This is a genomic window from Pseudomonas sp. MPB23 (assembly GCF_046605395.1).
In the GTDB taxonomy this organism is placed as follows: Bacteria; Pseudomonadota; Gammaproteobacteria; order Pseudomonadales; family Pseudomonadaceae; genus Aquipseudomonas.
In genome coordinates this window covers 4974915-4999271 of sequence record NZ_CP176771.1, presented here as the reverse complement: position 1 = coordinate 4999271, position 24357 = coordinate 4974915, and the positions used below count along the sequence as shown (strand labels likewise).

The following is a 24357-nucleotide window of genomic DNA, read 5'->3' as shown; positions in this document are numbered from 1 at the left end:
GCAATATTGATAATTTTTACCCGAAAAGGTTAGTTGAACTTACATGAGCGCATTTCCTCCGTTGACCTGTCTGCGCAGTTTTGAAGCCACTTCCCGGTTGGGAAGCGTCACCCTGGCGGCCAAGGAATTACACGTCACGCACTCGGCGATCAGCCAGCAGATCAAGGTATTGGAGGAGATGGTCGGGTTGACCCTGTTCGTGCGCGAGGGGCGCGGCTTGCGGGTCAGCGAGGATGGGCGCCTGTACGCATTGCAGATCCGCAAAGCCTTGGGGGATATCGCCGAGGCCACGCGATTGATCCAGGCACAACCCAAGATCGACGAGTTGGTGGTGGCGGTATTGCCCTCGTTCGGCCGTTCCTGGCTGTTGCCGCGGCTCCCGGCTTTCCAGCGGCTTTACCCGCATATCAGTATTCGCCTGCAAGCGAGCCTGACGGTCTCCAACCTGCATCAAGAGTCGGTGGACATCGGCATCCGCATGGGCAAGGGCGATTGGGAGGGGGTCGAGCAGCAGTTGTTGTTCCACGACGACGTGGTGGTGGTCGCCGCGCCTCATTTCAATCGCGGGTGCCTGCCGCAGACGCCGCAGCAGATCGTCGACAGCCCGATCATCTACAACACCGAGTCCTGGCTGCCCTGGTGCGAGGCCGCAGGCGTCGAGATGGGCCGTGAGCGCAAGGGCCTGTGCAGTAACGATTCCAACCTGGTACTGGAAGCGGTTCGTCTGGGGCAGGGCATCGCCCTGGAACGCCGCAGCCTGGTGCACGACGCCATCGCGCGGGGAGAGCTGGTGCAGTTGAGCGATGTCAGCGCGCCCTATGCCTATCCCTATTGGCTGGTCTGGCGGCCGCGGGAGCGTTCGGAAGGCAAGCAACGCGAGTTTTCTCAATGGTTGTCCGGGGAAGTGGAACGCTACCTTGGGCAGCTCAAAACACCCACTTGAAAGAGGTTTGCCCCCACCTGCCTTTCGTTTAGGCTGGAGCGCTTCGTTAAGCGCAAGCGCCCCTGGAGCATTCAGCATGACCGATTACGTACCTGCGAAAGTCTGGACCTGGGACACCGAAAGCGGCGGCACCTTCGCCAGTATCAACCGCCCGATTGCCGGCGCGACCCATGAAAAGGAACTGCCGGTCGGCAAGCACCCGCTGCAGTTGTATTCCCTGGCCACGCCCAACGGGCAGAAGGTCACCATCCTCCTCGAAGAGCTGCTGGCCCTCGGGCATACCGGCGCAGAATACGACGCCTGGCTGATCAAAATCGGCGACGGCGACCAGTTCGGCAGCGGTTTTGTCGCAGTCAACCCGAACTCGAAGATCCCCGCGTTGATGGACCACAGCGGCGCCCAGCCGATTCGTGTGTTCGAGTCCGGCGCGATCCTGCAGTACCTGGCCGAGAAGTTCGGCGCGTTCTTCCCCACCGAGCCTGCGGCCCGCGCCGAATGCCTGTCGTGGCTGTTCTGGCAGATGGGCAGCGCGCCCTACCTGGGCGGTGGCTTCGGGCATTTCTACGCCTACGCGCCGAGCAAGATGGAATACCCGATCAACCGCTTTGCCATGGAAGCCAAGCGTCAACTCGATGTGCTGGACAAGCGCCTGGCCGTGAGCGAGTACATCGCCGGCGACACCTACACCATCGCCGACATTGCCATCTGGCCCTGGTACGGCGGCCTGGTCAAAGGCCGTTTGTATGGCGCGGCGGAGTTTCTGGCGGTGCATGAGTACAAACATGTGCTGCGCTGGGCCGATGCGATTGACGCACGGCCGGCGGTGCAGCGTGGGCGGCGGGTGAATCGGGTGTCCGGCGAGCTCCATGAGCAGTTGGCTGAGCGGCATGACGCCAGCGATCTGGACTGATTGAGAACCCACACTGGATTCATGTGTGGGTCATTTCTCAGCAAGACCGAACCGGCGTTGTGCCGCGCATTAGACACCGAGCTAAAGCCACCACAGACCCCTGTGGGGGCTTGCTCCCGATAGCGAGCTTTCAGCCAATACCGATGTAACTGACCGAAACCCCTTCCCCTATTCTGTTGTCAGGTACCCGACTGCCAGCCACCGCCCAGCGCCGTCACCAACCCGACACTCGCCTGCAACTGCCGCGTTTGCACCGCTTGCAAGGTCCTTTGCGCCTCCAATGTCGCTGTCTGTGCGGTCACTACATCCAGATAACTCACCGCGCCGGCCTGATAGCTGTTCATCGCCAACGCCTGTGTGTGCTGCGCGGCATCCGCTGCCGCCTGTTCATCCTGTGCCTCCTGCTGCAAATCTCTTAGCTGCGCCAGGTTGTCTTCCACTTCGCGCACGGCCTTCAGCACTTGGCTGCGGTACTGCGCCGAGGCTTGTTCAAACTCGGCCTTGGCTTGGCGTTCGTTGGCGCTCAAGCGACCGCCGTCAAAGATCGGCACGTTCATCAGCGGCCCCAGCGCCCAATAGCGATTGCCCGCCGACAGCAAATTCCCCACGCCTTGGGTTTGCCCGCCGATCAAGCCGGTCAGGCTGAAATCCGGGTACCACGCGGCTTTGGCCACGCCGATATTCGCGTTGGCCGCAAACACCCGGCGCTCTGCCGCCGCAATATCCGGGCGACGTTGCAGCAGTTGGCTTGGCAGTTGTGAGGGAATGCCTGGCAGGGCGATCAGGTGTTGGCTCGCGGGTAGTGTGAAGTCGCTGGCTGCCACGCCGACCAGTTCACCGATGGCATGCTCGGTGAGGTGGCGTTGTCCGCGCACCTCATCGAGTTGCGCCTTGGCTTCGGCCAGCTGATTTTGCGCGCGGGTCAGGTCCAGTTCCGACGCGATCTGGCCTTCATAGCGGCTGCGGGTCAGTTGCAGGGCCTGGCTGAAATCCTCCAGCGAGCTGTCGAGAATCCGACTCTGCGCATCCAGCCCATTGAGCTGCACGTACAAGCTCGCCAACTGGCGTTGCAGGCTCAAGCGCGCCACCGCCAGGTCATCCGCAGACGCTTGCGCCTGGGCATCGCCGGCCGCGACCTGGTTGCGGATCTTGCCCCACAGGTCCAGGTCATAACTCAACGAAAACCCGGCGGTGTTGCTGTTGTACACCGATGGCTGCGTCTCCCCGCGCAGCGGGCGTGAGTCGGATTGGCGCTGGCGCAACGGCTGCGCGCTGGCGCTGATCTGCGGGAACAGCCCGGCATGCAACTGGCTGGCATAGGCCTGGGACGCATCGAAGTGCGCCAGCGCCGCCGCCAGGTCCGGGTTGGCCTTGAGCAGTTGCTGTTGCAGGGCGTTCAGGCGCGTGTCGTGGTACAGCGTCCACCATTGCGGCGCCAGTTGATCGGACGGCTGCGCGCTGTGCCAGGGGCCGTCGCTGGTCTGTTCGCGGTAGTTGGCCGGCAGGTCAAGCGCTGGCACTGTGTAGGTCGGCGCCAGCGAGCAACCTTGCAACGCCAGCAGCATCAGCGCCGCGAGGGGCTTAAGCCTTGGGCGCATGGGCACCTCCGCTGGCGTCGGCCAGTTGCACCGGGTCGCCTTCGCGCAGGGCGTCGGGCGGGTTGTCGACGATGCGGTCGGCGGGTTTCAGGCCCTGGTCGATCACCAGGCGTTCGCCCAGGTCCAGGCCGATATGGATGGTCTGTAGGTGCACGTGGTTGTGTGGGTCCAGCACCGCCACTTGCGTGCCTTGGGCGCGGAAGATCAGCGCGCTGGCCGGAATGCTCACGCCATGGGTGTCCGCCGGGATCGGCAGGGTGGCTTCGGCATAGTCGCCGGGGAGCAATTCGCCATTGGGGTTGTCGGCGACGAACTGCGCGAGCAGGGTGCCGGAGCGGCGGTCGATGGCGGTGGAGTCGCCGATCAGGCGCGCCTTGAAGTGCTCGCCGGGGTGTTCGGGCACGGTCAGTTCGGCCTCCAGCCCAGGGTGGATGACTGCCGCGTAGTTCTGCGGCACCGGCACATAGAGGCGCAACTGATGGGTGTCGGCAATGTTGAACAGCTCCGGATCGCTGTCGGTGTCGGCCTTGATCAACTGGCCGATGTCGGTGTTGCGCGCGGTGATGGTGCCGGCGAACGGCGCGCGCAGGGTCTTGTAGCTTTCCAGCGCCGACAAGCGTGCGTAATCCGCTGCGGCAGCTTCGGCGTTGGCTTTGGCGGCGGCGGCGTTGGAGGTTTTTTCATCGGCCTCCTGGCGCGACACCGAGTGGCTGGCCAGCAGGTTTTCCCAGCGGGTCGCGGTGGTGGCGGCCAGGCGCGCATTCGCCTGTTCCTGGATCAAACGCGCATGGGTCTGCGCCAGTTGTTGATCGAGATCGGGGCTGTCGATTTCGGCGAGGATCTGCCCGGCCTTGACCTGGCTGCCGATGTCGACTTTCCAGTCCTTCAGGTAGCCGCTGACCCGCGCATGGATCGGCGCTTTGCTCCAGGCTTCGAGGTGGGCGGGCAGGCGCAACGTGTCGCCGGCCACGTTCTGTTGGGGCTGGAACACCATCACCTGGGGGATGGCCGCGGTTTCGGTCCAGGCCGTGACGGAGCGTTCGTGCATTGTGCGGGCGTACAGGCCGTTGGCGACCAGCAGGGCGGCCAGGGTCAGGCCGCCGACACCCATGAGCATCAGACGCTTGCGCGAGGGTTTGTGATCAGACGACATGGGGCGTTTCTCCAGCAATTGCGCGAGTAGGGTGACGGCCGTGGACCAGGCTGAAGACCACGGGAACAAATAACAGGGTGGCGGTGGTGGCGAGGATCAGGCCACCGATCACCGCGCGGCCCAATGGCGCGTTCTGTTCTTCGGAAAGGGCCAGCGGCAGCATGCCGATGATCATCGCCAGGGCGGTCATGCACACCGGGCGAAAGCGTGTGTAGCCGGCTTCCAGTGCGGCCTTGAGCGCATCGCCATGCTCGGCCAGACGCTCGCGGCAGAAGCTCACCACCAGGATCGAGTTGGCGGTGGCCACGCCCATGCACAGGATCGCGCCGGTCAACGCGGGCACCGACAGCGACGTGCCGCTGAGGAACAGCATCCACACAATGCCCGCCAGCGCCGCCGGCAACGCGGTGATGATCACGAACGGGTCGACCCACGACTGGAAGTTGACCACGATCAGCAGGTAGATCAGCACCACCGCGCCGAGCAGGCCGAAGCTCAAACCGCTGAAGGCTTCGTGCAGTGCGTCGATCTGCCCATGCAGGCTGATCGTTGCGCCTTTGGGGCGCAGGTGCGCGGTGTCATCCAGCACCTTTTGCACGTCGCGGGCCACGCCGCCGAGGTCGCGGCCTTGCACGTTGGCGTACAGGTCCAGGGTCGGTTCGATGTTGTAGTGGGTCACCACCGCCGGGCTTTGCACGCGGGAGATGCTCGCCACGCCGCCGAGGATCTGCGACTGGCCATCGGCACCGGTCACCGGCAGCGCTTCCAGCGCCGGCAGGCTGTCGAGGCGGTATTGCGGGGTGGCGGCGACGATGGAATAGGACACGCCGTTGGCCGGGTTGAGCCAGAAGGTCGGCGCGGTTTGCGAGCTGCCGGCCAGCGACGCGACCATGCTGTTGGTCACGTCGCGCTCGGTGATGCCCAGGCCGTTGGCGCGCAGGCGGTCGACGTTGACTTGCAGCGACGGGTAGCCGGTGGACTGCTGGATGCGCAGGTCGGCGATGCCCGGTACGTGTTGCAGACGGCGTTCGAGTTCCACGGCGTAGGCGCGGTTTTCGGCATCGCTGCGCCCGGAGATTTTCACGTCCAGCGGCGCCGGTGTGCCGAAGTTGAGGATCTGGCTGCTGATGTCCGCCGGCAGGAACGCGAAGTGGCTGCCGGGGAAACTTTGCGGCAGCGCTTCACGCAGTTTCTTCACGTAGTCGGCGGTGGGCGCGTGGTGTTTTTTCAGGCTGACCTGGATGTCGCCATCCTGCGGGCCGATGGTGCCGCTGCTGCTGTAGGCCATGTCGATGCCGCTCAGCGGAATGCCGATGTTGTCGACGATGGTGTCGAGTTCTTCGGCGGGGATCACTTCACGAATCCGCGCTTCGATGCGGTCGAAGGCGGCGGCGCTTTCTTCGATGCGCGTGCCCAACGGCAGGCGCACATGCAACGCCAGCGCGCCGGCATCGGTGGCCGGGAAGAAGTCTTGGCCCAGGCTCGGCAGCAGCAGGAACGAGGCGAGCACGCAGGCCAAAAAGCCTGCGATAAAGCCCTTGCGGTTGCCCAGGGCCAAGGTCAGCAGGCCATGGTAGGTATCGCGGATGTTCGAGAAGTGCCGCTCGAACCCCTGCTGGAAATTCAGCACCGATTGCAGCACGGCATTGCGCGGTTTGCGGTGCTGTTCGCCCTCGTGGTGGTTGATGAACGCATCTTCCGGGTGGTGTCCCGTACCGGGTTCCGGCGTGTGCGGCTTGAGCAGGTACATCGCCAGGGTCGGCACCAGGGTGCGCGAGAGGATGAACGAACTGGCCATGGCAAAGATCACCGCCAGGGCCATCGGCCGGAACAGGTAGCCGGCGATGCCTTGCAGCAGAAACATCGGCACGAACACGATGCAGATGCACAGCAGCGAGACGAACGCCGGGCCGACGATCTGCGCGGCACCGTCGAGGATCGCGGCCTTCACCGCCTTGCCCTGTTCCAGGTGCCAGTTGATGTTTTCGATGGTCACCGTGGCGTCGTCGACCAGAATCCCCACCGCCAACGCCAGCCCGCCGAGGGTCATCACGTTGAGGGTTTGCCCGCTGACCGCCAGCAGCGCGATGGCCGACAGCACCGCCAGCGGAATCGACGCGGCGATGATCAATGTGGAGCGCCAGCTACCGAGGAACAGCAGGATCATCGCGCTGGTCAGCAACGCGGCGATGATGCCTTCCTGGGCCACGCTGCCCACCGATTGCTTGACGAACACCGAGGCGTCGCCCAGCAGCGAGGTCTTCAGCGACGGCGGCAGGGTTTCGTTGATGCGTGGCAGCATCTGGCGGATGCCGTCGATGATCGACAGGGTGCTGATGCTGCCGTTTTTCAACGCCGGCATCAGCACCGCGCGATGGCCGTCGACGCGCACGATGTTGGTCTGGGGCGGCGAACCGTCGCGCACATGGGCCACCTGGCCGATGGTGATCAGCGCGCCGTCGACGGTCTTGATCGGCAGGTCGTTGAGTTCGTCGATGGCCTTGGGGCTGTTGTTGAGCAGGATCGTGTATTCGTCGGGACCAAGCTTGGCGGTGCCCACCGGGATGATCTGGTTCTGCAACGCCAGGGCATTGCCCACGTCCTGGGCCGACAAGCCTTTGGCGGCGAGGGCCTGCGGGTCGAGGTCGAGGGTGATCTGCCGCTGCTTGCCGCCCATGGGCGTGGGCATGGCCAGGCCGGGCAGGGCACTCAGGGGCAGGCGGATATTGTTCTGCACCAGGTCGCGGATCCTGGCTTCCGACAGCGTTGGGCTGGAGAACGCCATTTGCAGGATCGGCACCGTCGATGCGCTGTAGTTGAGGATCAGCGGCGGGGTGATGCCCGGTGGCATTTGCTTGAGCACGGTTTGTGACACCGCCGTCACTTGCGCGTTGGCGGTGCGGATGTCGACGCCAGGCTGGAAGAAGATCTTGACGATGCCCATGCCCGGCAGGGATTGCGATTCGATGTGTTCGATGTCGTTGACGGTGGTGCTCAGGGAGCGTTCGTAGGTGTAGATCACCCGACCGGCCATGGCGTCCGGCGACAGCCCGTTGTACTGCCAGACCACGGCGACCACGGGGATGCCGATATCGGGGAACACATCGGTGGGCGTACGCAGGGCCGCCATCGGCCCGATGATGCAGATGAATAGGGCCAACACGATAAACGTGTATGGCTTTTGCAGTGCGGTCTTTACCAGCCCGAGCATGCGTGAACCTCCAAAGGCGCAGGATTGCAAACCCCGGCAGTCTTGCCCGACCCACCTAACACGCACCTTTCAGCCAGGTGAAGGAAGATTTAGGTAAGAGCTGAAGATCGTTTCATAGGTATTCATTTGTTCTACACAGGCAGGCTCTCCAAGCTTGTAGCCCAACAGACGCGACGCCTTTTCGCCGCGTCTTTGTACGAATGTCCTTTGGAGCCCTGCCATGTCACTCAAACCTTTATTGTTGATTCCCGCCCTCGGTGCGGTGTTGTTGCTGTCGGCCTGCGCCGGCCCGATCCCCAAAGCCGACCCGAGCGAAGCCTGGATCGGCCTGAAAGAAGACGCGCCGAACGATCTGATGGCCGAGCGTGTGGACGGCAAACGCGTGGATGACGGGCGCTTTTTCGAGGTGACCCCAGGCAACCATCGCTTGGACGTGACGTTATTCGAGGAAGAACCCGGCGACGACAACCAGCAGGACTGCCAGGGCAGTGTCGAGTACAAGCATTTCAAGGCGGGTGAGCATTACACCCTGGTGGAGTCGAGCCTGGGCACGACCGTGCGCGCATCTCTTGAGGATGGTCACGGCAAGGAAGTAGCGGCCACCCAGGACTTCAATTGCATGCCGGGCTAGGCGTGGTGCACCGCTGCCTTATGGCGCTTGGCGGGTGCAGCGGGTTTGACGTGGGGGTGATGGTGCCGGCGGGTAATGCGCAACACCCCCCACAACATGGCACTGGCAACGGCCAGCCAACCGCAGATCAACAGGAAAATCGTTGTTGCAAGGCTCATTCTGGCCTCCTTTCGCCCCGTTCGGGGCACACACAGTCTGCTCAAGGGACAGTCTAGCTACCCGCCGGTTGCCTGCTATTGACCAATGGTCGAGTCGCTCCAACTTCTTTGCTCTATCGCCGCGGGTTTATAGAGCGGACGGCGATTCTTTGATGACGCGGGTTATCGGGGAGAACGCGGCGTTCTCTGGTTTTTCGCGAGCGAGCTCGCTCCTACGGGGAACATCCCGCGTGATTGGGCTATGATCGGGCCCCTCACCGGCAGTAGATCAAGGGGTTAAAAAATTGCGGTTACGGTCGAACGTTAAAACATCCTTATTGTTGGCCTGTGCCCTGGGGCTTGCGGCGTGTTCCAGTGTGTCGAAACTGCCGGGCCTGCCGGAGCGCGTCGAACTCAACGGCGTGCCGAGCTTTCGCAGCGATGCTTATCAGAGCGGTCCTACGGCTTTGGCCAGCATGCTGTCGCAACAAGGCATTGTCATGACACCGGGGTTGCTGGATAAGCCGTTGCGCTTGCCGGGCGGTGAAGCGGACCTCGAGCGCAATATGCAGGTACTGGCGCGCGAATACGGGCTGATGGTGTACCCGCTGGATGCCAAGCTCACGGCGGTATTGGCGCAGGTGGCGGCGGGTTACCCGGTGATGGCGCGGGTTGGCGGCGGTCTGTTGTCCAGCACGCACTACGTGGTCGTGGTGGGGTTCAACCAGCAGAAAAGCACGGTGCTGCTGCGCTCAGGCATGGATCGGCGGCTGTTGATGAGCTTCAGTGACTTTGAGTCGAAGTGGAGCAGCGCCGGCCACTGGGCAATCCTCACCCAGCGCCCGAGCCAGTTGCCGGCCAATGTGGATGCGCAGCGTTGGCGCGACGCAGCCAACGCCACCGCCCAGGCCGGGCAGGAGCGGGCTGCGGCCCAGGCGCTCAAGGTGCTGGCCGAGAGCAAGTAACCGCTCTCGCGTCGGCCCTATACCGTGGCGCCGAAGATCGCCCCCACGGCGGCCGTGATGCCCATGGCGAGTGCACCCCACAAGGTCACGCGCCAGGCGCCGATGAAAATGTTCGCGCCGCCGGCCCTGGCCGCAACGGCGCCCAGGCTGGCCAGGAACAGCAGGGACATGCCGGATATCCACGGTACGACGCTGTGGGTTGGGGCGATGAGGGTTACCGCCAGCGGCAACGCGGCACCCACCACGAAACTGGCGGCCGAAGCGAGCGCCGCTTGCAGCGGTTTGGCCGTGAGCGTCGCGCTGATGCCCAGTTCGTCCCGCGCGTGGGCGCCCAGGGCGTCGTGCGCCATCAATTGATCGGCCACCTGATGGGCCACTTCGGGTGACACCCCTCGGTGCATGTAGATGTGGGCGAGCTCGCTGTGTTCGGCCTTCGGGTTGCTCGCCAGTTCCTCCCGTTCCCGTGACAGGTCGGCGCGCTCGGTATCGGCCTGGGAATGCACGGAGACGTATTCGCCGGCCGCCATCGACATCGCGCCCGCCACCAGCCCGGCCAGGCCGGTGACGATCAGCGAAGCGTGGGTGGCGTTGGCGGCGGCGACGCCGATCAACAGGCTGGCGGTGGAGACGATGCCGTCATTGGCCCCCAGGACCGCGGCGCGCAGCCAGCCGATACGGTCACTGCGGTGGGATTCGGTGTGCCGGTGCATGAATTTCATGGATGTGCGGGACTCACGTGCGTGGGCGGGGTGGGGTCGGACGGTTTTCAATCTGCGCCTGCAGAATACCGCCGACAATGGATATTTCCTTGAGTTGGTCACCCTCGCGCAGCACGAACAGCGCGTCCATCCCGCGTGCCTGGGCCAGACGTGGGCCTTCGCTTTCGCCGAGCACCATCAGCGCCGTGGCCCAGGCGTCGGCGAGCATGCACGAGGCGGCCACCACCGTGACGGCCGCGAGTGTATTGCACAGCGGTGCGCCGGTGGCCGGGTTGATGGTGTGAGCATAGTCGCGGCCCTTCACGTCAATCCAGTGTCGGTAGTCGCCGGAGGTGGCGATGGCGGCATCGCTGAGTTCCATGATCCCCATCACCTCGCGCGCGCCACGGCAGGGCTTTTCAATCGCCACCACCCAGGGGTGCGCATCCGGCTTGGTGCCGCGGGCGCGCATCTCGCCGTCGATGCCGACCAGATAGCGGGTCAGCCCGAAGCCGTCCAGGCAACGCGCCAGTTCATCGACGCCAAAGCCTTTGGCGATAGCGTTGAGGTTGAGCTGCAGCGGCGCGCGTTTGCGCACTTGCTGGCGTTGCGTGTCCACCGTCAATGCCGCAGTGGCCGACAGGCTGCTGCGCGACGGCAGGGCGTCGATGGTTTGTTCGGTGATTGAGGGGGTGCCGGGACCGAAGCCCCAGGCGTCCACGACATCACCGACCGCTATGTCGAAGGCGCCGCCGGACTGCTGGCCGACCCGCAGCGCGGCGGCCAACACCGTGGCCAGCTCTGTGGGCACTGGCAGCCACACCTGCTCGGGGGCGGCGTTGAGGCGATTGAGGTCGGAGTCGGCTTTGCAGATCGACATCTGCTGGTCGACCCGGCCCACGGCCTCGGCCAGACCGCGGTTGATCGCGTCGGTGTCGAGGCCGGCCTCGGCATAGAACACGGCGGTGTAGCGCGTGCCCATGGTCTCGCCGTTGAGGCTGTAGCGGTGTGTCTCAGTACACGTCTTCACGGTAGCGTCCTTGTGTCTTGAGGGCTTGTACGCTCAAGTTGAGCGGCGCCAGCACTTCGTCCAGGGCCTGCATCACGCCTTTGGCCATTTCACGGCTGCCACACACCAGCACCTGGGCGCCTTTTTCAATCAGCCTGCGCAATGCCAGGGCATCGCTGAGCAGCCGGTCCTGCACATAGCTGCGGTCCTGGACCTGGGAAAACGCCGCGCACAAGCGCGTCAGGCGGTGGTCTGCCAGGTAACGGTTGAGCTCCGGTTCATAGAGGAAATCCGACGCCGGGTTACGCCCGCCCCAATACAAGTGCATCGGGTGTTTGGCGGTGTTGTTGCGAATAAAGCCGGCCAGGGGGCCGATACCGGTGCCGGCGCCGATCAGAATCACCGGGTGTGTGCCCGACGCCGGACGAAACTGCGGATTGGGCTGGATAAAGGCGTCGACCGACGCACCAATCGCCAGGCCATGCAGGAACGCCGAGCACAGACCGCCTTCATGTTTGCGCACGCAGATCTCCAGCACCCCGTCTTCAGAGCGGCTGGCCAGCGAGTAAAAGCGCGGCGCCGGGTTGTCCGGCGGGAAAATACCGACCAGATCACCGGCCTGGAAGCTCGGCAGCCCGCCCGCAGCCTTGAAGCGCAGGACGTGGGTCGGTGCGTTCACGGCTTCGCCATAGACAATGCGCTCGGTCAGTTCCAGTTGACGGGTGCTCGGGCGCTGCGCCGTGTGGATCAGCGGCAGATCGTGGCCCAATGGCGCCGCCAATGCGTCGCCCCAGCGTGCAAATTCCTGCACGGATTGCCGATTCACGGTTTCCAGCCCCAGCAATGGCACGCCGCCGGCCTGCACCAGCGCGTCCTGCACCTGATGGGCGTACTGACAGAACCTTGGAAACTGCCGATCGCCAAACCCGAGTACCGCAAAAGGCAGGCCGGGTTTGAGGCCGACTTGCTTGAGGCGTGCCAGGAACTGCGTGGCCGATGATGGCGCATCGCCATCGCCGTGGGTGGCGGTGAGGATGAGCAGGCGCTGGGCCCCGCGGTACTCGCCTTTCCACTCATTCATCGCGGCACTGTGAACCCGGTGCCCGGCCTGGTGCAGCGCCGCGTGCAAGGTGTGGGCAAAACCCCAGGTGCTGTTGTTTTCGCTGCCCACCAGAATCACGCTGTCGGCGGCGTGGGCCGGGCTGTTATGGCGAATCTTCGGCGCGGCTTTGCGGCGCCGCCACCACAGCAGGATGCCGGTCACGCTCATCAACGGCACGCTGAGGGCGCAAACCCCGAGGATCAAGCCCAGCCACCAGAGGCCTTCACCGGTGTGCAATTGATAGATCAATTGATACAGGTCGTGCATTGAGTCGTGGGGCTGATACGCCAACAGCGCGCCACTGACCGGGTCCACGTAGCCGTCACCCTGGGCGGTGCGCAGGGAAAATACGTCCTCGGGGTTGCCGGGGCTCGGGTAAACCAATTCGCGCAGGTCATTCAAATCGGTGGCCTGCAACGCTTGCAGGTTGGCCACCGGTTGCGCCGCGCCGACGCTGATAGACGCGGGGAAAGCCGGTTCAGCCTGACTGCCATCGGCGATCAGGCCGAACGTCGTGGCGGACATATACAACCCGCTCAAGGCCGACAGCAGCAGCCCGAGCACCGCCAGGCGCCCGACTTCGGCATGCCAGCGCTGGCTGAACGTGCCCCGCAGCGGCCGCAACAGATTGCGCAGGCCTCCCAGGCGGCGCGCCAGCAACAGCGCGCCGGACACCGAGAGCAGCAACATGGCAAATGCACCGACGCCCGCGACCCCGTGCCCCGCCGTGCCCATGAACAGCGAGCGGTGCAGGTCTTTTACCCAGCGCGAAACGGCGGACGGCTCATAGGCCCCGAGCCCTTGGCCGGTGAGCGGATCGACGGTCTGCGCGCCGGCCTGGCCGTCCTGGTTGTAGTAGATGATCAGCGTGCCGGACGGCGTGCGCTGGATCTGCTCCACCCCTGGAAAGTGCTTGGCGATGCGTCCCGCCAACTGCCCGACATTGACCTGCCCGGCCTCGGTGGACGTACCGTGCAGGCGTTCCAACGCCGGATTGACGGACAGCACGGCGCCGCTGATGGCCAAGAGCATGACCAGCAGGGCGGCGATCAGGCCGGGCAGTGAATGGAACTGGCGAAGCATGTTCAGCCTCCAGAAGTCGCGGGTGTTACAGGTCGTAGGTGAAAGACTTGACGTACGTGCTGCCGCTGACCGGCTTGTGCGCACCGCTTGAGGTCAGCGGGACGCTCACGTCGGCGCGGCTGTCGCGCTTGTCTTCCACGGCGCTGTCGATACGGATCTGATACCCGGCGTCGATCAAGGTGTCGGCCAGTTCGACACTGACGGTGAGGGTGTCGCCGCTGCCGACGCTGGCGCCGCTGAGTCCGTCGAACTCGCTCGACTTCATGCCGCTGCCACGCGCCCAGTCGCTCAGGTGCCGGTAGTACTTGGCCTTCTTGCCGGCGACCCAGAGGGTTTTCTGGTACTGGCCGTTGGCGTCGGTGACGTAGATCGCCAGGTACGCGCCGTTGCCGCTGTAGTCCTTGAGTTGGGTGGTCAGGGTCACTTCGCGGGCCTGGGCCAGCCCCGGCAGGGCAATGGCACCAGCGAGACAGGTTGCAGCAATGATTTTTTTCATGGGGATGTCCTGGTTGAACGGTGTGGCGAGAGCCTGGACCTGCTGGCTGACAGCAACCTGAAAGCCGTGGAAAAACGCGATGTTCATTCAGATCCGAGGCGGTTGAGGTAATCCCGGGCGTCGCCGTTGTCGCCGAAGTGGATTTCCAGTTTGCGCAGGCGCAGCGAGCCCGGTGTGTAGCTGGCTTCGATTGCATTGCCCTTGCGGTCGGTGCCCTTGAGTTCGTAGCAGCCGTCGTCGACCTTGATGCGCTGCACGCTCCAGCCGTATTGCTGTTCCACGTGTTGGCGCAGGGTTTCGCGCGGTTGCCAGTCGCTGACCGGTTCGCTGCAGTCCTCATCGGCCAAGACGTGTGTGCCGAGCAGGGCGCCCAGCAGTGCGGTGCTGACAATAAAAGCTGATTTCATGATCTGTCTCCGGCCGGATTGGCATTTGCGGCTTACCCTAAAGGTCATTCCTGACAACTAGCTGAATCTTCAGATTCACGTCAGGTTGGGCGGGTAGGGTGCTGCACGACATCCATCACAGGAGGTACCAGATGCGGGTTTTATTGGTCGAGGACGCGCCCGGGCTGGGCGAGGCGGTGCGCGAACAGATTGCCGATGACGGCCACGCGGTCGATTGGGTGCAGCGCCTGGACCATGCAAACGCCAGCGTGCGCACCACGCCCTACGACCTGATCCTGCTGGACCTGATGCTGCCCGACGGTCGTGGGCTGGACTTCCTGCGCCAGCAGCGCGCGGCCGGCAACGTGACCCCGGTGATTATCCTTACCGCCCAGGACCAGATATCCGATCGCATCGCCGGCCTCAATGCCGGTGCGGACGATTACCTGGTCAAACCGTTCGACCTGTTCGAGCTCTCGGCCCGGGTGGCTGCCGTGGCCCGCCGTTACAGCGGCAACCCCAACCCGCAGATCAGGCTCGGCGACCTGCAAGTCGATATGAACGCCCGCACCGTGCAGCGCGCCGGTATCACCATCGACCTGACGGCCCGCGAGTGGGCGCTGTTCGAGGCATTTGTGCAGCGCCCCACCGCATTGCTGTCGAAGGCGCAGCTCGAAGAGCGTTTGTACGCCTTTGGCGCGGAAATCGAGAGCAACACCATCGAGGTCTATATCAGCCGCCTGCGTAAGAAACTGGGACGCGACCTTGTGGAAACCGTACGTGGCATGGGTTATCGGTTGATGGCCGTATGAAGTCGCCGATCAGCCTGCAAAAACGCCTCGGCCTGGGGTTGACCCTGGGCATGACCGTGCTGTGGCTGGGCGCGACCGTCGGCGCTTGGCTGGTGGTGCAGCATGAATTGAACGAGGCGTTCGACAGCGCCCTGGAAGAGACCGCGCAACGCATCCTGCCCCTGGCCGTGCTGGAAATCAGCAACCGCGAAGAACCGCGCACCGCCCAGCACGTCGCCACCCTGAAGATGCACAAGGAATACCTGACGTACCTGGTGCGCGATGCCGAGGGCCGGATCCTGATGCAGTCCCACGATGCCAACCCGAAGATCTTCAACGAGCACCCGAGCGAAGGTTTTTCCACCACCCACAAATACCGTCTGTATGGCGCGAGTGCGCTGCGTAACACCCTGTTCATTGAGATCGCCGAGCCGCTGGGGCATCGCCGTGAAGCGGCGCGGGAAGCCTTGCTGGCCTTGTTGGTGCCGTTATTGGCGCTGATCCCCATCAGCCTGTTGGGCACGTGGCTGTTTGTGCGCTTGAGCCTGCGTAGCGTGTTGGCGTATCGCCGTGCCGTGGAAGCCCGTGGCGTCGGGGATTTGTCGCCGATCAGCGTGGCGCGGCTGCCGGCGGAAATCGACCCGTTGGCCGATGCGGTCAATCATCTGCTGGAGCGCTTGCGCAAGGCATTGGAGGCCGAGCGCAGCTTCACCGCCAACAGCGCCCATGAGCTGCGCACGCCGTTGGCAGTGACGTTGGCGCAGATCCAGCGCTTGCGCCAGGAAGCGCCGCAAGGCCCGTTGCGTGTGCGTGCGGCGAAGATCGAAGACTCCTTGCGCGAGCTGGCAAGGCTGTCGGAAAAGCTCATGCAATTGGCCAAGGCCGAGGGCGGCGGGCTGCTGTCCGAGGCGCCCCAGGACCTGATTCCGTTGTTGGCCCATGGCGTCGATGAGTGGAATCGCAGCAGCGGTCAGCGCATCCGGCTGCGACTGCCGACCGAGGGCAGCGTTTATTGCGCGATCGATCCGGACGCGTTCGGCATCCTGCTGCGCAATTTGATGGAGAACGCATTGAAGTACGGCGCTGCGGATCAGCCGGTCGACGTCAGCCTCACGGACCAGGCGCTGCTGCGGGTGATCAACGGTGGACCGGTGGTGCCGGCGCCGGTGTTGCAGCGCCTGACCGAACGCTTCGTGCGCGGCAGCAGCGAAACCAGTGGCACAGGCTTGGGCCTGGCGATTGCCAAGACCATCGTGCAAGGGGTCAAGGCGCGTATGACCCTGGCGTCGCCGGCGACCGGGAGGGCGGATGGGTTCGAGGTCACTGTGCAGTTTTTGCGTGTGCCGACTGTTTGAATGAGTCGTCCTGAGCGTCAATCAAAAAAATGCCCCGATCGGATCGGGGCATTGGCTGGACGGACGCCGTATCGTGCGGCGTGGTTCAGCGACTGACTTCGACAGCGTTCCCGCGATTTTTCAGGTTCTTGTCGGCCTTGTAGCGCAACGCAACGTCTGGCACAGAACCGCCCTTGCCCGTCTCGACCCAGTTGCGAATGCGGTTGGCATCGGCGAAGTGGGTGAGTTTGCCGAAGGCGTCGAGGATCACCAGCGACACCGGGCGGTTACCCATGCTCGTCACGAGCACCAGGCAGTGGCCGGCCTGGTTGGTGAAGCCGGTCTTGGTCAGCTTGATGTCCCAGTTGGCACGGTTGATCAGGTGGTCGGTGTTGGAGAAACCCAGGGTGTAGTTGGGCTTGCGGAACGCCACGGTCTTTTCCTTGGTGGTGCTCAATTGGCTCAGCATCGGGAATTTGCGCGCGTAGGCCAGCAGCTTGCTCAGGTCGCGGGCGGTGGACACGTTATGGATCGACAGGCCAGTGGGTTCGACGTAGTGGGTGCTGGTCATGCCCAGCGCCTTGGCCTTGGCGTTCATCGCCGCGATGAAGGCTGCGTAGCCGCCCGGGTAATGGTGGGCCAGGCTGGCGGCGGCGCGGTTTTCCGAAGACATCAGGGCGATCAGCAACATCTCTTTGCGCGGCATTTGGCTGCCGATCTTCACGCGCGAGAACACGCCTTTCATCTCTGGCGTGTCGGTGATGTTGATGTCGATGTACTCATCCATGTTCTGCTTGGCCTCCAGCACGATGAGGCCGGTCATCAACTTGCTGACCGACGCGATGGGCACCACCACGTCGGGATTGCTGGAATAGATGACCTTGTTGGTCTGCAGATCGACCAGCATCGCGCTGCCGGAAGCGATTTGCAGTTTGGAGGTATCACGCGGGGCCAGGGTGGATTCGGCGGCGTGCGCAAAGGTGCCTGTGAGAGCAAACAATAGGCTGACGAGAGAGAGACGAATTTTCACGCGGATGAACTCGCTAAAGAAGTAAAGAAATCCCGTTCTGCAACGGGCTTTATGACAAATGACGTTACATTTTAGAAGTATGGATCAGAAAACGATAGAGAGCCTTTAAATAAAGGCTGTAAGCCGATGATTGGTTGGGCTTACTCATGCGTAGGCAAAAAAATGGCCCGCTTGTCGGGGGCCAAATGGAGTTCTTCAAAGGAGTAGGGGTAAGTTGCGCTCTATCCCGTCGATGCCGGGTGAAAAGGATGTCGAAGAAACGAGAAACCCGAGCAGTTGTCAGCGCCGGCATTTCAAGGCGGCTGCCTGCATCTTGCCGCCTTCGCCCACATGGATGACGCTCACGCTGTCACCGCCCACCTCGGCGGCTTTATTGAACGCCAGGTTCAGTGCATCCCCGTTGGAAGATCCTTGCACGGTGAATGCTTTGACGACGCTGCACCCCTGGGCGGATGAGGCTGTGACGAGGTGGATCTGCTTGCCCGCTTCAGTGAGCTGGGTGGTGCAGGCAGGGATCAGTACAGCAATGAGAATCAACAGAGGGACGGCATGAAGATTGCGCATGACTGAAGCACTCCTGGGGTTCTTGCGGCATCTGGCGGACAGCAAAAATAGCCGCAGGCGCACGATAGCAGAGCATGAGGTTCACCCAAAACAAAAAGCCCTGCGCTAAGGCAGGGCTTTTTTCAGCGCGGTGTCCCGTCCTGAATAAGGTTTACACCTTCTGACCGATCTTCAGGAGGATTCAATGGATACGGGAAAAAGGCGGAGCCAGCGCGATTACACGCTAGCTTTTAAATTGTCAGTCGTAGATCAAGTCGAAAAAGGCGAGTTGAGTTATAAAGAGGCTCAACGGCGCTTTGGCATTCAAGGCCGGTCCACGGTACTGGTTTGGTTACGCAAGCATGGCCGACAGGACTGGAGCCAAGGCGCCTCAATCCGAGCGCTGCGGAGCAGGCCGATGACCGACCCCAACCTCCCGCTGACACCCGAACAGCGGATCAAAGAGCTTGAAGAACAGTTGGCGCTGAGCAATCAGAAGGCCCAGTTCTTTGAAGCTGTCGTGAACGTCTTGAAAAATGATTACGGTGTGTCCATCGTAAAAAAGCGACCCGGCAAGTCCTCTCGCAAGGGCAAATCCAAGACCTGAGCATTACCAGGGCTTGCCTGTTTATGGGCATTTCGCGCCAAGCGTATTACAAGCGCAACCGAGCCTTTGACGCGAGAGTTTGCCAAGACCAGCAGGTAGTGGAATTCGTTCTGGAAAAGCGTCGCCGCCAGCCGAGGCTTGGGACGCGCAAACTGCACCACCTGATGGTAACTGAAGCCGCAGCGACGCTACGTGTCGGTCGAGACCGCCTGTTTTCCATCTTGCGAGAGGCGCGAGAGCTAGTCCCTCGCAAACGTGCTTATCATAAAACCACGCATAGCCATCATCGCTTCCGCCGTCACCCCAACCTACTCAAAGCTGGCCCGGAACAAGTTGTAGCCAGCAGACCTGAGCAGGTTTGGGTCGCAGACATTACCTATCTCCCAACGCGGGAAAGTGTCGCTTACGTCAGCCTGATAACAGACGCGTACTCACGCAAAATCGTGGGTCATCATGTGCACGGCAGCCTGCATACGGAGTCGGTGGTCAGGGCACTGCAGAAGGCTGTTAGTCAGCGAAAATCCAATCAACCGCTCATCCATCATTCAGATCGCGGAGCCCAGTATTGCTCCGATTTATACCAACGGATGCATACCCGGCATGGAATCAGGTGCTCAATGACTGACGGCTATGATTGCTATCAGAACGCGATGGCGGAGAGGATAAATGGGATTTTGAAGACTGAGTTTTTGCTGCATCGTCCCAAAGACCTGGCGGATGCAGTGAAAATGGTGGATGAGTCGGTGCAAATCTACAATCGGGAGCGGCCGCACTTATCCCTGAAATACAAAACGCCCGATGCAGTGCACCGGGCGTTTTGAGACTGAAATAGGTGTAAACCTATTTCAGGACTAGACACGGCGGCTGATCAGTCGTGCAGGGTTTCTGCGGCATACAGGGTGTTTTCCAGCAGGCAGGCACGGGTCATCGGGCCGACGCCACCGGGTACCGGCGTGATCCAGCCGGCACGGGGCAGGGCGGTTTCGTACACCACGTCGCCGACCAGTTTGCCGTCTGCCTGGCGGTTGATGCCGACGTCGATGACGATGGCGCCTTCCTTGATCCACTCACCTTTGACCAGGCCCGGCTTGCCGGCGGCCACCACCACCAGATCGGCGCGGCCGACGTGGCCGGCCAGATCCTTGGTGAAACGGTGGGTGACGGTCACGGTGCAGCCGGCCAGCAGCAACTCCATGGCCATCGGGCGACCAACGATGTTCGACGCGCCGACGATCACGGCGTCGAGGCCGTACAGGTCGACACCGGTGCTTTCCAGCAGGGTCATGATGCCTTTGGGCGTGCACGGGCGCAGCAGCGGGATACGTTGGGCGAGGCGGCCGACGTTATACGGATGGAAGCCATCGACGTCTTTGTCCGGGCGGATGCGCTCTAACAGCTTGGAGGCGTCCAGGTGCGGGGGCAGCGGCAGTTGTACCAGGATACCGTCGATCGCCGGGTCTTCATTGAGACCGTCGATCAGGTCGGTGAGCGCCTGTTGGGTGGTGTCGGCAGGCAGGTCGTAGGCCTTGGAGATAAAGCCGACCTCTTCACAGTCTTTACGCTTGTGCGAGACATAAACCTGAGAGGCAGGATCGCTGCCGACCAGGATCACCGCGAGGCCCGGCGTGCGCAAGCCTTGCTGGCTACGCTCGGTGACGCGTTTGGCGATCTGCTGGCGCAGGCTGGCGGCGATTGATTTGCCGTCGATAAGTTGTGCAGTCATTACGCGTGATTAACCATCGAGAGGGGGAAGAAAAGTGCGAGCATTCTCGCATGCCAAGACGTGAGGGCAAAGGCGCTTGGTCTGCAAATTGGCCTAACCCCTTAAATAAAATGAATTTTTTTTAAAAAAGATTTGACGGGTTTCCGGACCCTCTATACTATTCGTCGCACTTGTCGGGCACAGCCTAGCACTGGTTAAGAAGGTCTAGCAGGATTGTTGTTCTGCAAGGCTGGAAGCACTTAGTTTGTAATCCTCCAAGAGTACAGATTAATCAGGCGCCCGTAGCTCAGCTGGATAGAGCATCCGCCTTCTAAGCGGATGGTCGCAGGTTCGAGTCCTGCCGGGTGCGCCATTAGGCAGCTTTGGCACAAGTAGCGCTATATGGTGGGCGTAGCTCAGTTGGTAGAGCACGGGATTGTGACTCCCGTTGTCGAGGGTTCGATCCCCTTCGTCCACCCCATATTTAGAAAGGCGCCAGATTAATCATCTGGCGCCTTTGCTTTAAGAGCTTCAAGCGCGGATGTGGTGGAATTGGTAGACACACTGGATTTAGGTTCCAGCGCCGCGAGGCGTAAGAGTTCGAGTCTCTTCATCCGCACCAATTAAAGCATTGCTCAGCCATGGGCGGAGCAGGGCTAAACAAAGAAGTGGTTTGGTTTCTTTGTTAATGCAATATGGTGGGCGTAGCTCAGTTGGTAGAGCACGGGATTGTGACTCCCGTTGTCGAGGGTTCGATCCCCTTCGTCCACCCCATATTCGAAAGGCGCCAGATTTAACAGTCTGGCGCCTTTTTTTGTTTTAGCGTTTCGAGTATCGGCGGCTGCAGGTAATGGGTCGCACTGGCTGTGCGTTTCGTCGTATTTCTGTATCTCGATGATGCTGCGCCGCCTGCCGGTCCCGTTCGCGGGATTGGCCGTCAGGGAGATGATTGTCGAGTTCTTCTATATATAGAAGGGTTGGCGCAGAGCCCTGGCGTGATTGGCTGTATTTGTCACCGGGGCGAGGTGCATTCGTGCATTCGTACCGATAAATTGCCTGCTGTTTTTTTACCCGTTTCCAGTAGGGTGACTTCTTGAGTTTGACCCACTAGAATGCATGCCCTTGGTGCGACACGCGTGGCGTGTCTCCTAAACTTCGAGGTGTAGAGTCATCTTGAAGGGTTTTCGAAAGAGAGCCGAGAGCTTGGGTGCCCAATCCCAAGAAAAAAAACCCCTCCCAGAAGTCCAATGCCTTCAAGGACTTGCCGCAGCGGCGGTGGCAAACTCAAGGTCGATTAGCGCTCGGTGGCTCGACCGCAGTACTGGATTTCCGGTATTGGAGTGCCTACTACACATCAGCCCTATTCAGGGCTAAACCCATGCGGGAGAGAATCCCCGCTGGGGTTCCCTCCTGCTTTTGAAACAGGAGGTAACAATTCTTTGAGCATGCTGCCTCGGCAGTCCCTGTTCACATCAAACCGGAGACATGAGCGAAAGCTCTGTCTGTCATTGTCCAACCATTGCCTGTTCGGAGTGGCAGCGGACTCGTTGTGCGACCAACGATAGCCTAGGAAGACATGCGTCACTGGTAACGGTGGGGTGTGAAGCTCTTCCAACAATGTAGCCCCCGTATGGGTGCGTCTTCGCCGTGAGGCGGAGCGCAGATACTCGGAGCAGTACCGGGTTGAGGCGCTAGGCTGGCTGGTATGGGTAACACAAGTGAACTGCTAATAAACGTCGTCAGCATTACGGTGCCTAATCTGCTGATAGGCATTAACCAAAAAGGTGATGCGACCGGTTGTTCTGGTCAAGGGTCGGAACACGTCGTCACATAAGGTCGCCGGCGAATAGGCAGACTCTAACCCAGTCGTGTGACAGGCAGGGAACGTGGTAAGCCCGTATGGCTGCCTTCGGGCAGGTGAACCGCAAGGTGATCCGTTGGCTGTGCGGGTATGGGATCGCAGAGAAAGCGAAAGCCGGGCTGTAATGGCCCGGATAGGGGCTGGAACATTGCTCCACGGGAAACCGGGCAGACTTCTGCGTGGTCTTTCGTCGCATGAACTCTGAGTGAACCTGTCTCAATAAACCTAGAGATCCAGCTGTAACGGATCTTCTATTAATCCAACCCTGGCGGGAGCGTCCATTCCCGTCAGGGGATGTGTGCGTCTTTCGCTTGGGGCAACTTGAGAGGAAGGCAGCATGTTAGAACATAGCCAATTGGCCGTGTCTGCGCCTTCCGGCGCTCCGCAACAATGGCATGACATCGATTGGTGGCGTGTTCAGCGGAATGTCCGGGCGATGCAGATACGGATTGCGAAGGCTTGTCGGGAAGGCAACTGGCGCAGGGTGAAAGCCTTGCAGCGGATGCTGACCCGCTCACGCTCGGCCAGATACTTGGCCGTACGGCGAGTCACTGAAAACCAGGGTAAGCGCACGGCGGGAGTCGACCGCGTGCTCTGGGATACACCCGATGCCAAATGGAAGGCGGCAAATGGGTTGAAGCGCCACGGTTATAAACCACGGCCTTTACGGCGTGTGTTTATTCCGAAGTCAAATGGAAAAGAGCGCCCTCTGGGCATTCCGACCATGACGGACAGGGCAATGCAGGCGTTGTATTTGCTTGCTCTGGCACCCATTGCAGAAACCACCGGCGATCCAAACAGCTACGGCTTTAGGATCGAGCGATCTACGGCGGATGCAATGGGGCAGTTGTTCGTATGCCTATCCAAGAAGGTTTCGGCCCAATGGGTTTTGGAGGCGGACATCAAAGGCTGCTTTGACCATATCAATCATGACTGGCTTATCACCAACGTCCCAACGGATAAGGTGGTTCTCCGAAAATGGTTGAAAGCTGGCGTGATTCATAAAGGCCAGCTACAGGCAACGGATGCCGGTACGCCACAGGGCGGGATTGTCTCGCCCAGCTTGGCGAATCTGGTGCTGGATGGGCTGGAGTCACAACTTAAGCAACATCTGGGTGTGACCAAGGCCAAGAAGCTGAAAATCAATGTGGTGCGTTATGCGGATGACTTTGTGATAACCGGAACCTCGCGAGAGGTGCTGGAAACTGAAGTCAGACCTTGGGTAGAGCAGTTCCTAGCAGTGCGGGGGCTGCAGTTGTCACTCGAGAAGACGCGTGTCGTCCATATAAAGGAAGGCTTTGACTTTCTAGGTTGGAATTTCCGCAAGTACGATGGGAAGCTTCTGATCAAGCCAAGCAAGAAAAACGTGAAAGCGTTCTATAGCAAGGTAAGGGAGGTCATCAGTACCAGCAAAACGGTAAGGCAGGAGGATCTGATCCGACAGCTGAATCCGATACTGCGTGGCTGGGCGTTCTATCACCAGCCTGTGGTAGCCAAGAAAGCGTATAGCCGCATGGATTACATGATCTTTCTGGCTCTATGGCGTTGGGCAAAACGGCGACACCCTAAGAAAACACTCCAGTGGATCGGAGCGAAATACTTTAAACCCATGAAGGGGCGGAAAGGGGTGTTTGCTACCGCGACGATGAATGACAAGGGAGAGATGCGAACGATCGAGTTGTACTCGCTAGCGAGCACTCCGATCGAACGACACAAGAAGGTGAGTGGGGAGTACAACCCCTTCGATCCTTCTATGGAGGAAATGGGTGAGAAAAGGCGTATGGAACAGATGCTCAAAAGGCTGGCGTACCGTAAGCAAATCTTGAGCCTTTTCCAGAGTCAGAAAGGATTGTGTCCAATATGTAAGTTACCGATTACGAAGGAGACGGGGTGGCATGATCACCACATTCTGTACCGCACAAAAGGCGGTGGAGACTCCCTAAATAACCGGGTACTATTGCACCCCCTTTGTCACCAGCGGCTACACGCTCGCGGATTGACAGTGAACAAACCGGCTCCCCTTACCGGGGGTTTTGATTAGGCCCGAGCCGTATGCGGGGAAACTCGCACGTACGGTTCTTAGGGGGAGGTGGGCCAGTAATGGCCCATCTCTACCCGACATTCTTGGGTCGGAAACGGCCGGCTAACGTCTGTGCAACGAGGAATA

20 protein-coding genes and 4 tRNA genes are annotated in these 24357 nt (G+C 61.3%); 12 read left to right on the top strand and 12 right to left on the bottom strand.

Features of this window, described 5'->3' with window-relative positions:
- Window positions 1-43: 43 nt before the first annotated feature.
- Together ACLH0J_RS22495 and yghU are read left to right on the top strand one after the other, a co-directional pair.
- The gene (locus ACLH0J_RS22495; protein ID WP_411389096.1) at window positions 44-943 is read left to right on the top strand and encodes a LysR substrate-binding domain-containing protein; all 900 of its coding nucleotides are present in this window, start codon (window positions 44-46) and stop codon (window positions 941-943) included.
- A gap of 76 nt (window positions 944-1019) precedes the next feature.
- Window positions 1020-1853: a glutathione-dependent disulfide-bond oxidoreductase gene (yghU, locus tag ACLH0J_RS22490; RefSeq protein WP_411389095.1), complete on the top strand. Its 834-nt coding sequence runs from the start codon at window positions 1020-1022 to the stop codon at window positions 1851-1853.
- A gap of 179 nt (window positions 1854-2032) precedes the next feature.
- Here yghU and ACLH0J_RS22485 read toward each other — a convergent pair whose 3' ends face one another.
- The 3 genes from ACLH0J_RS22485 to ACLH0J_RS22475 are packed head-to-tail and all read right to left on the bottom strand — an operon-like array spanning window position 2033 to window position 7815.
- Window positions 2033-3451 carry an efflux transporter outer membrane subunit gene (locus ACLH0J_RS22485; protein ID WP_411389094.1) on the bottom strand — a complete coding sequence of 473 codons (1419 nt, stop codon included), beginning with the start codon at window positions 3449-3451 and terminating at the stop codon, window positions 2033-2035.
- Window positions 3435-4604: an efflux RND transporter periplasmic adaptor subunit gene (locus tag ACLH0J_RS22480; protein ID WP_411389093.1), complete on the bottom strand. Its 1170-nt coding sequence runs from the start codon at window positions 4602-4604 to the stop codon at window positions 3435-3437. Before ACLH0J_RS22480 ends, ACLH0J_RS22485 begins: the two co-directional genes overlap by 17 nt.
- On the bottom strand, window positions 4594-7815 hold the full coding sequence (locus tag ACLH0J_RS22475; RefSeq protein ID WP_411389092.1) for an efflux RND transporter permease subunit: 3222 nt from the start codon (window positions 7813-7815) through the stop codon (window positions 4594-4596). Before ACLH0J_RS22475 ends, ACLH0J_RS22480 begins: the two co-directional genes overlap by 11 nt.
- Window positions 7816-8035: 220 nt before the next feature.
- Between ACLH0J_RS22475 and ACLH0J_RS22470 the strand changes: the two genes are divergently transcribed.
- Window positions 8036-8446: a hypothetical protein gene (locus tag ACLH0J_RS22470; protein WP_411389091.1), complete on the top strand. Its 411-nt coding sequence runs from the start codon at window positions 8036-8038 to the stop codon at window positions 8444-8446.
- On the opposite strand, the gene ACLH0J_RS22465 is transcribed toward ACLH0J_RS22470, so the two are convergent.
- Window positions 8443-8604 (bottom strand): hypothetical protein, encoded by a 162-nt coding sequence (locus ACLH0J_RS22465; protein WP_179130355.1) that lies wholly within the window; start codon window positions 8602-8604, stop codon window positions 8443-8445. The two genes, ACLH0J_RS22470 and ACLH0J_RS22465, sit on opposite strands and share 4 nt — an antisense overlap.
- A gap of 284 nt (window positions 8605-8888) precedes the next feature.
- Between ACLH0J_RS22465 and ACLH0J_RS22460 the strand changes: the two genes are divergently transcribed.
- A complete protein-coding gene (locus ACLH0J_RS22460) occupies window positions 8889-9548 on the top strand; it encodes a C39 family peptidase (protein ID WP_411389090.1) in 660 nt (219 codons plus the stop codon).
- 17 nt (window positions 9549-9565) lie between these two features.
- Here the strand turns inward: ACLH0J_RS22460 and ACLH0J_RS22455 are convergent, their stop codons facing one another.
- From ACLH0J_RS22455 to ACLH0J_RS22435, 5 genes are all read right to left on the bottom strand, one after another.
- Window positions 9566-10267: a VIT1/CCC1 transporter family protein gene (locus ACLH0J_RS22455; protein ID WP_411389089.1), complete on the bottom strand. Its 702-nt coding sequence runs from the start codon at window positions 10265-10267 to the stop codon at window positions 9566-9568.
- A gap of 13 nt (window positions 10268-10280) precedes the next feature.
- Window positions 10281-11276, bottom strand: coding sequence for an FAD:protein FMN transferase (locus ACLH0J_RS22450; protein WP_411389088.1), 996 nt, complete (start codon window positions 11274-11276; stop codon window positions 10281-10283).
- Window positions 11260-13440: a PepSY domain-containing protein gene (locus ACLH0J_RS22445; RefSeq protein ID WP_411389087.1), complete on the bottom strand. Its 2181-nt coding sequence runs from the start codon at window positions 13438-13440 to the stop codon at window positions 11260-11262. Before ACLH0J_RS22445 ends, ACLH0J_RS22450 begins: the two co-directional genes overlap by 17 nt.
- A gap of 25 nt (window positions 13441-13465) precedes the next feature.
- Window positions 13466-13936: a DUF2271 domain-containing protein gene (locus ACLH0J_RS22440; RefSeq protein WP_411392875.1), complete on the bottom strand. Its 471-nt coding sequence runs from the start codon at window positions 13934-13936 to the stop codon at window positions 13466-13468.
- An 83-nt stretch (window positions 13937-14019) separates the two neighbouring features.
- Window positions 14020-14343: a PepSY domain-containing protein gene (locus ACLH0J_RS22435; RefSeq protein WP_411389086.1), complete on the bottom strand. Its 324-nt coding sequence runs from the start codon at window positions 14341-14343 to the stop codon at window positions 14020-14022.
- A gap of 131 nt (window positions 14344-14474) precedes the next feature.
- Between ACLH0J_RS22435 and ACLH0J_RS22430 the strand changes: the two genes are divergently transcribed.
- Together ACLH0J_RS22430 and ACLH0J_RS22425 are read left to right on the top strand one after the other, a co-directional pair.
- Window positions 14475-15134 carry a response regulator transcription factor gene (locus ACLH0J_RS22430; protein ID WP_411389085.1) on the top strand — a complete coding sequence of 220 codons (660 nt, stop codon included), beginning with the start codon at window positions 14475-14477 and terminating at the stop codon, window positions 15132-15134.
- Window positions 15131-16468, top strand: coding sequence for a sensor histidine kinase (locus ACLH0J_RS22425; RefSeq protein ID WP_411389084.1), 1338 nt, complete (start codon window positions 15131-15133; stop codon window positions 16466-16468). Before ACLH0J_RS22430 ends, ACLH0J_RS22425 begins: the two co-directional genes overlap by 4 nt.
- An 85-nt stretch (window positions 16469-16553) precedes the next feature.
- Here ACLH0J_RS22425 and pbpG read toward each other — a convergent pair whose 3' ends face one another.
- Both pbpG and ACLH0J_RS22415 read right to left on the bottom strand, forming a co-directional pair.
- On the bottom strand, window positions 16554-17477 hold the full coding sequence (gene pbpG / locus ACLH0J_RS22420; protein ID WP_411389083.1) for a D-alanyl-D-alanine endopeptidase: 924 nt from the start codon (window positions 17475-17477) through the stop codon (window positions 16554-16556).
- A gap of 279 nt (window positions 17478-17756) precedes the next feature.
- Window positions 17757-18041: a hypothetical protein gene (locus tag ACLH0J_RS22415; protein WP_411389082.1), complete on the bottom strand. Its 285-nt coding sequence runs from the start codon at window positions 18039-18041 to the stop codon at window positions 17757-17759.
- 184 nt (window positions 18042-18225) lie between these two features.
- Here ACLH0J_RS22415 and ACLH0J_RS22410 point away from each other — a divergent pair.
- Window positions 18226-19448 (top strand): IS3 family transposase gene (locus tag ACLH0J_RS22410; RefSeq protein ID WP_411389081.1). Its coding sequence is split into 2 segments (ribosomal slippage): window positions 18226-18577 and window positions 18577-19448, totalling 1224 coding nucleotides; the frame shifts between segments, so codons are not numbered across the junction.
- A gap of 47 nt (window positions 19449-19495) precedes the next feature.
- Here the strand turns inward: ACLH0J_RS22410 and folD are convergent.
- Complete coding sequence (gene folD / locus ACLH0J_RS22405) at window positions 19496-20350, bottom strand: bifunctional methylenetetrahydrofolate dehydrogenase/methenyltetrahydrofolate cyclohydrolase FolD (RefSeq protein WP_411389080.1); 855 nt, start codon at window positions 20348-20350, stop codon at window positions 19496-19498.
- A gap of 275 nt (window positions 20351-20625) precedes the next feature.
- On the opposite strand from folD, the gene ACLH0J_RS22400 reads away from it, so the two are divergent.
- From ACLH0J_RS22400 to ltrA, 5 genes are all read left to right on the top strand, one after another.
- Window positions 20626-20702, top strand: a tRNA-Arg gene (locus ACLH0J_RS22400).
- Window positions 20703-20734: 32 nt separating this feature from the next.
- Window positions 20735-20810, top strand: a tRNA-His gene (locus ACLH0J_RS22395).
- Window positions 20811-20866: 56 nt separating this feature from the next.
- Window positions 20867-20951: transfer RNA gene (locus tag ACLH0J_RS22390), tRNA-Leu, on the top strand.
- Between the two features lie 76 nt (window positions 20952-21027).
- A tRNA-His gene (locus ACLH0J_RS22385) sits at window positions 21028-21103 on the top strand.
- Window positions 21104-22527: 1424 nt separating this feature from the next.
- Entirely contained in the window at window positions 22528-24231 is a 1704-nt protein-coding gene (gene ltrA, locus ACLH0J_RS22380; protein ID WP_031694129.1) for a group II intron reverse transcriptase/maturase, read from the top strand.
- Window positions 24232-24357: the final 126 nt, after the last annotated feature.

Bases quoted from the DNA above. Each gene is read 5' to 3' on its own strand.
- ACLH0J_RS22495 (WP_411389096.1), top strand. From the start codon at position 44: ATGAGCGCATTTCCTCCGTTGACCTGTCTGCGCAGTTTTGAAGCCACT.
- yghU (WP_411389095.1), top strand. From the start codon at position 1,020: ATGACCGATTACGTACCTGCGAAAGTCTGGACCTGGGACACCGAAAGC.
- ACLH0J_RS22485 (WP_411389094.1), bottom strand. From the start codon at position 3,451: ATGCGCCCAAGGCTTAAGCCCCTCGCGGCGCTGATGCTGCTGGCGTTG.
- ACLH0J_RS22480 (WP_411389093.1), bottom strand. From the start codon at position 4,604: ATGTCGTCTGATCACAAACCCTCGCGCAAGCGTCTGATGCTCATGGGT.
- ACLH0J_RS22475 (WP_411389092.1), bottom strand. From the start codon at position 7,815: ATGCTCGGGCTGGTAAAGACCGCACTGCAAAAGCCATACACGTTTATC.
- ACLH0J_RS22470 (WP_411389091.1), top strand. From the start codon at position 8,036: ATGTCACTCAAACCTTTATTGTTGATTCCCGCCCTCGGTGCGGTGTTG.
- ACLH0J_RS22465 (WP_179130355.1), bottom strand. From the start codon at position 8,604: ATGAGCCTTGCAACAACGATTTTCCTGTTGATCTGCGGTTGGCTGGCC.
- ACLH0J_RS22455 (WP_411389089.1), bottom strand. From the start codon at position 10,267: ATGAAATTCATGCACCGGCACACCGAATCCCACCGCAGTGACCGTATC.
- ACLH0J_RS22445 (WP_411389087.1), bottom strand. From the start codon at position 13,440: ATGCTTCGCCAGTTCCATTCACTGCCCGGCCTGATCGCCGCCCTGCTG.
- ACLH0J_RS22440 (WP_411392875.1), bottom strand. From the start codon at position 13,936: ATGAAAAAAATCATTGCTGCAACCTGTCTCGCTGGTGCCATTGCCCTG.
- ACLH0J_RS22435 (WP_411389086.1), bottom strand. From the start codon at position 14,343: ATGAAATCAGCTTTTATTGTCAGCACCGCACTGCTGGGCGCCCTGCTC.
- ACLH0J_RS22430 (WP_411389085.1), top strand. From the start codon at position 14,475: ATGCGGGTTTTATTGGTCGAGGACGCGCCCGGGCTGGGCGAGGCGGTG.
- ACLH0J_RS22425 (WP_411389084.1), top strand. From the start codon at position 15,131: ATGAAGTCGCCGATCAGCCTGCAAAAACGCCTCGGCCTGGGGTTGACC.
- ACLH0J_RS22415 (WP_411389082.1), bottom strand. From the start codon at position 18,041: ATGCGCAATCTTCATGCCGTCCCTCTGTTGATTCTCATTGCTGTACTG.
- folD (WP_411389080.1), bottom strand. From the start codon at position 20,350: ATGACTGCACAACTTATCGACGGCAAATCAATCGCCGCCAGCCTGCGC.
- ltrA (WP_031694129.1), top strand. From the start codon at position 22,528: ATGTTAGAACATAGCCAATTGGCCGTGTCTGCGCCTTCCGGCGCTCCG.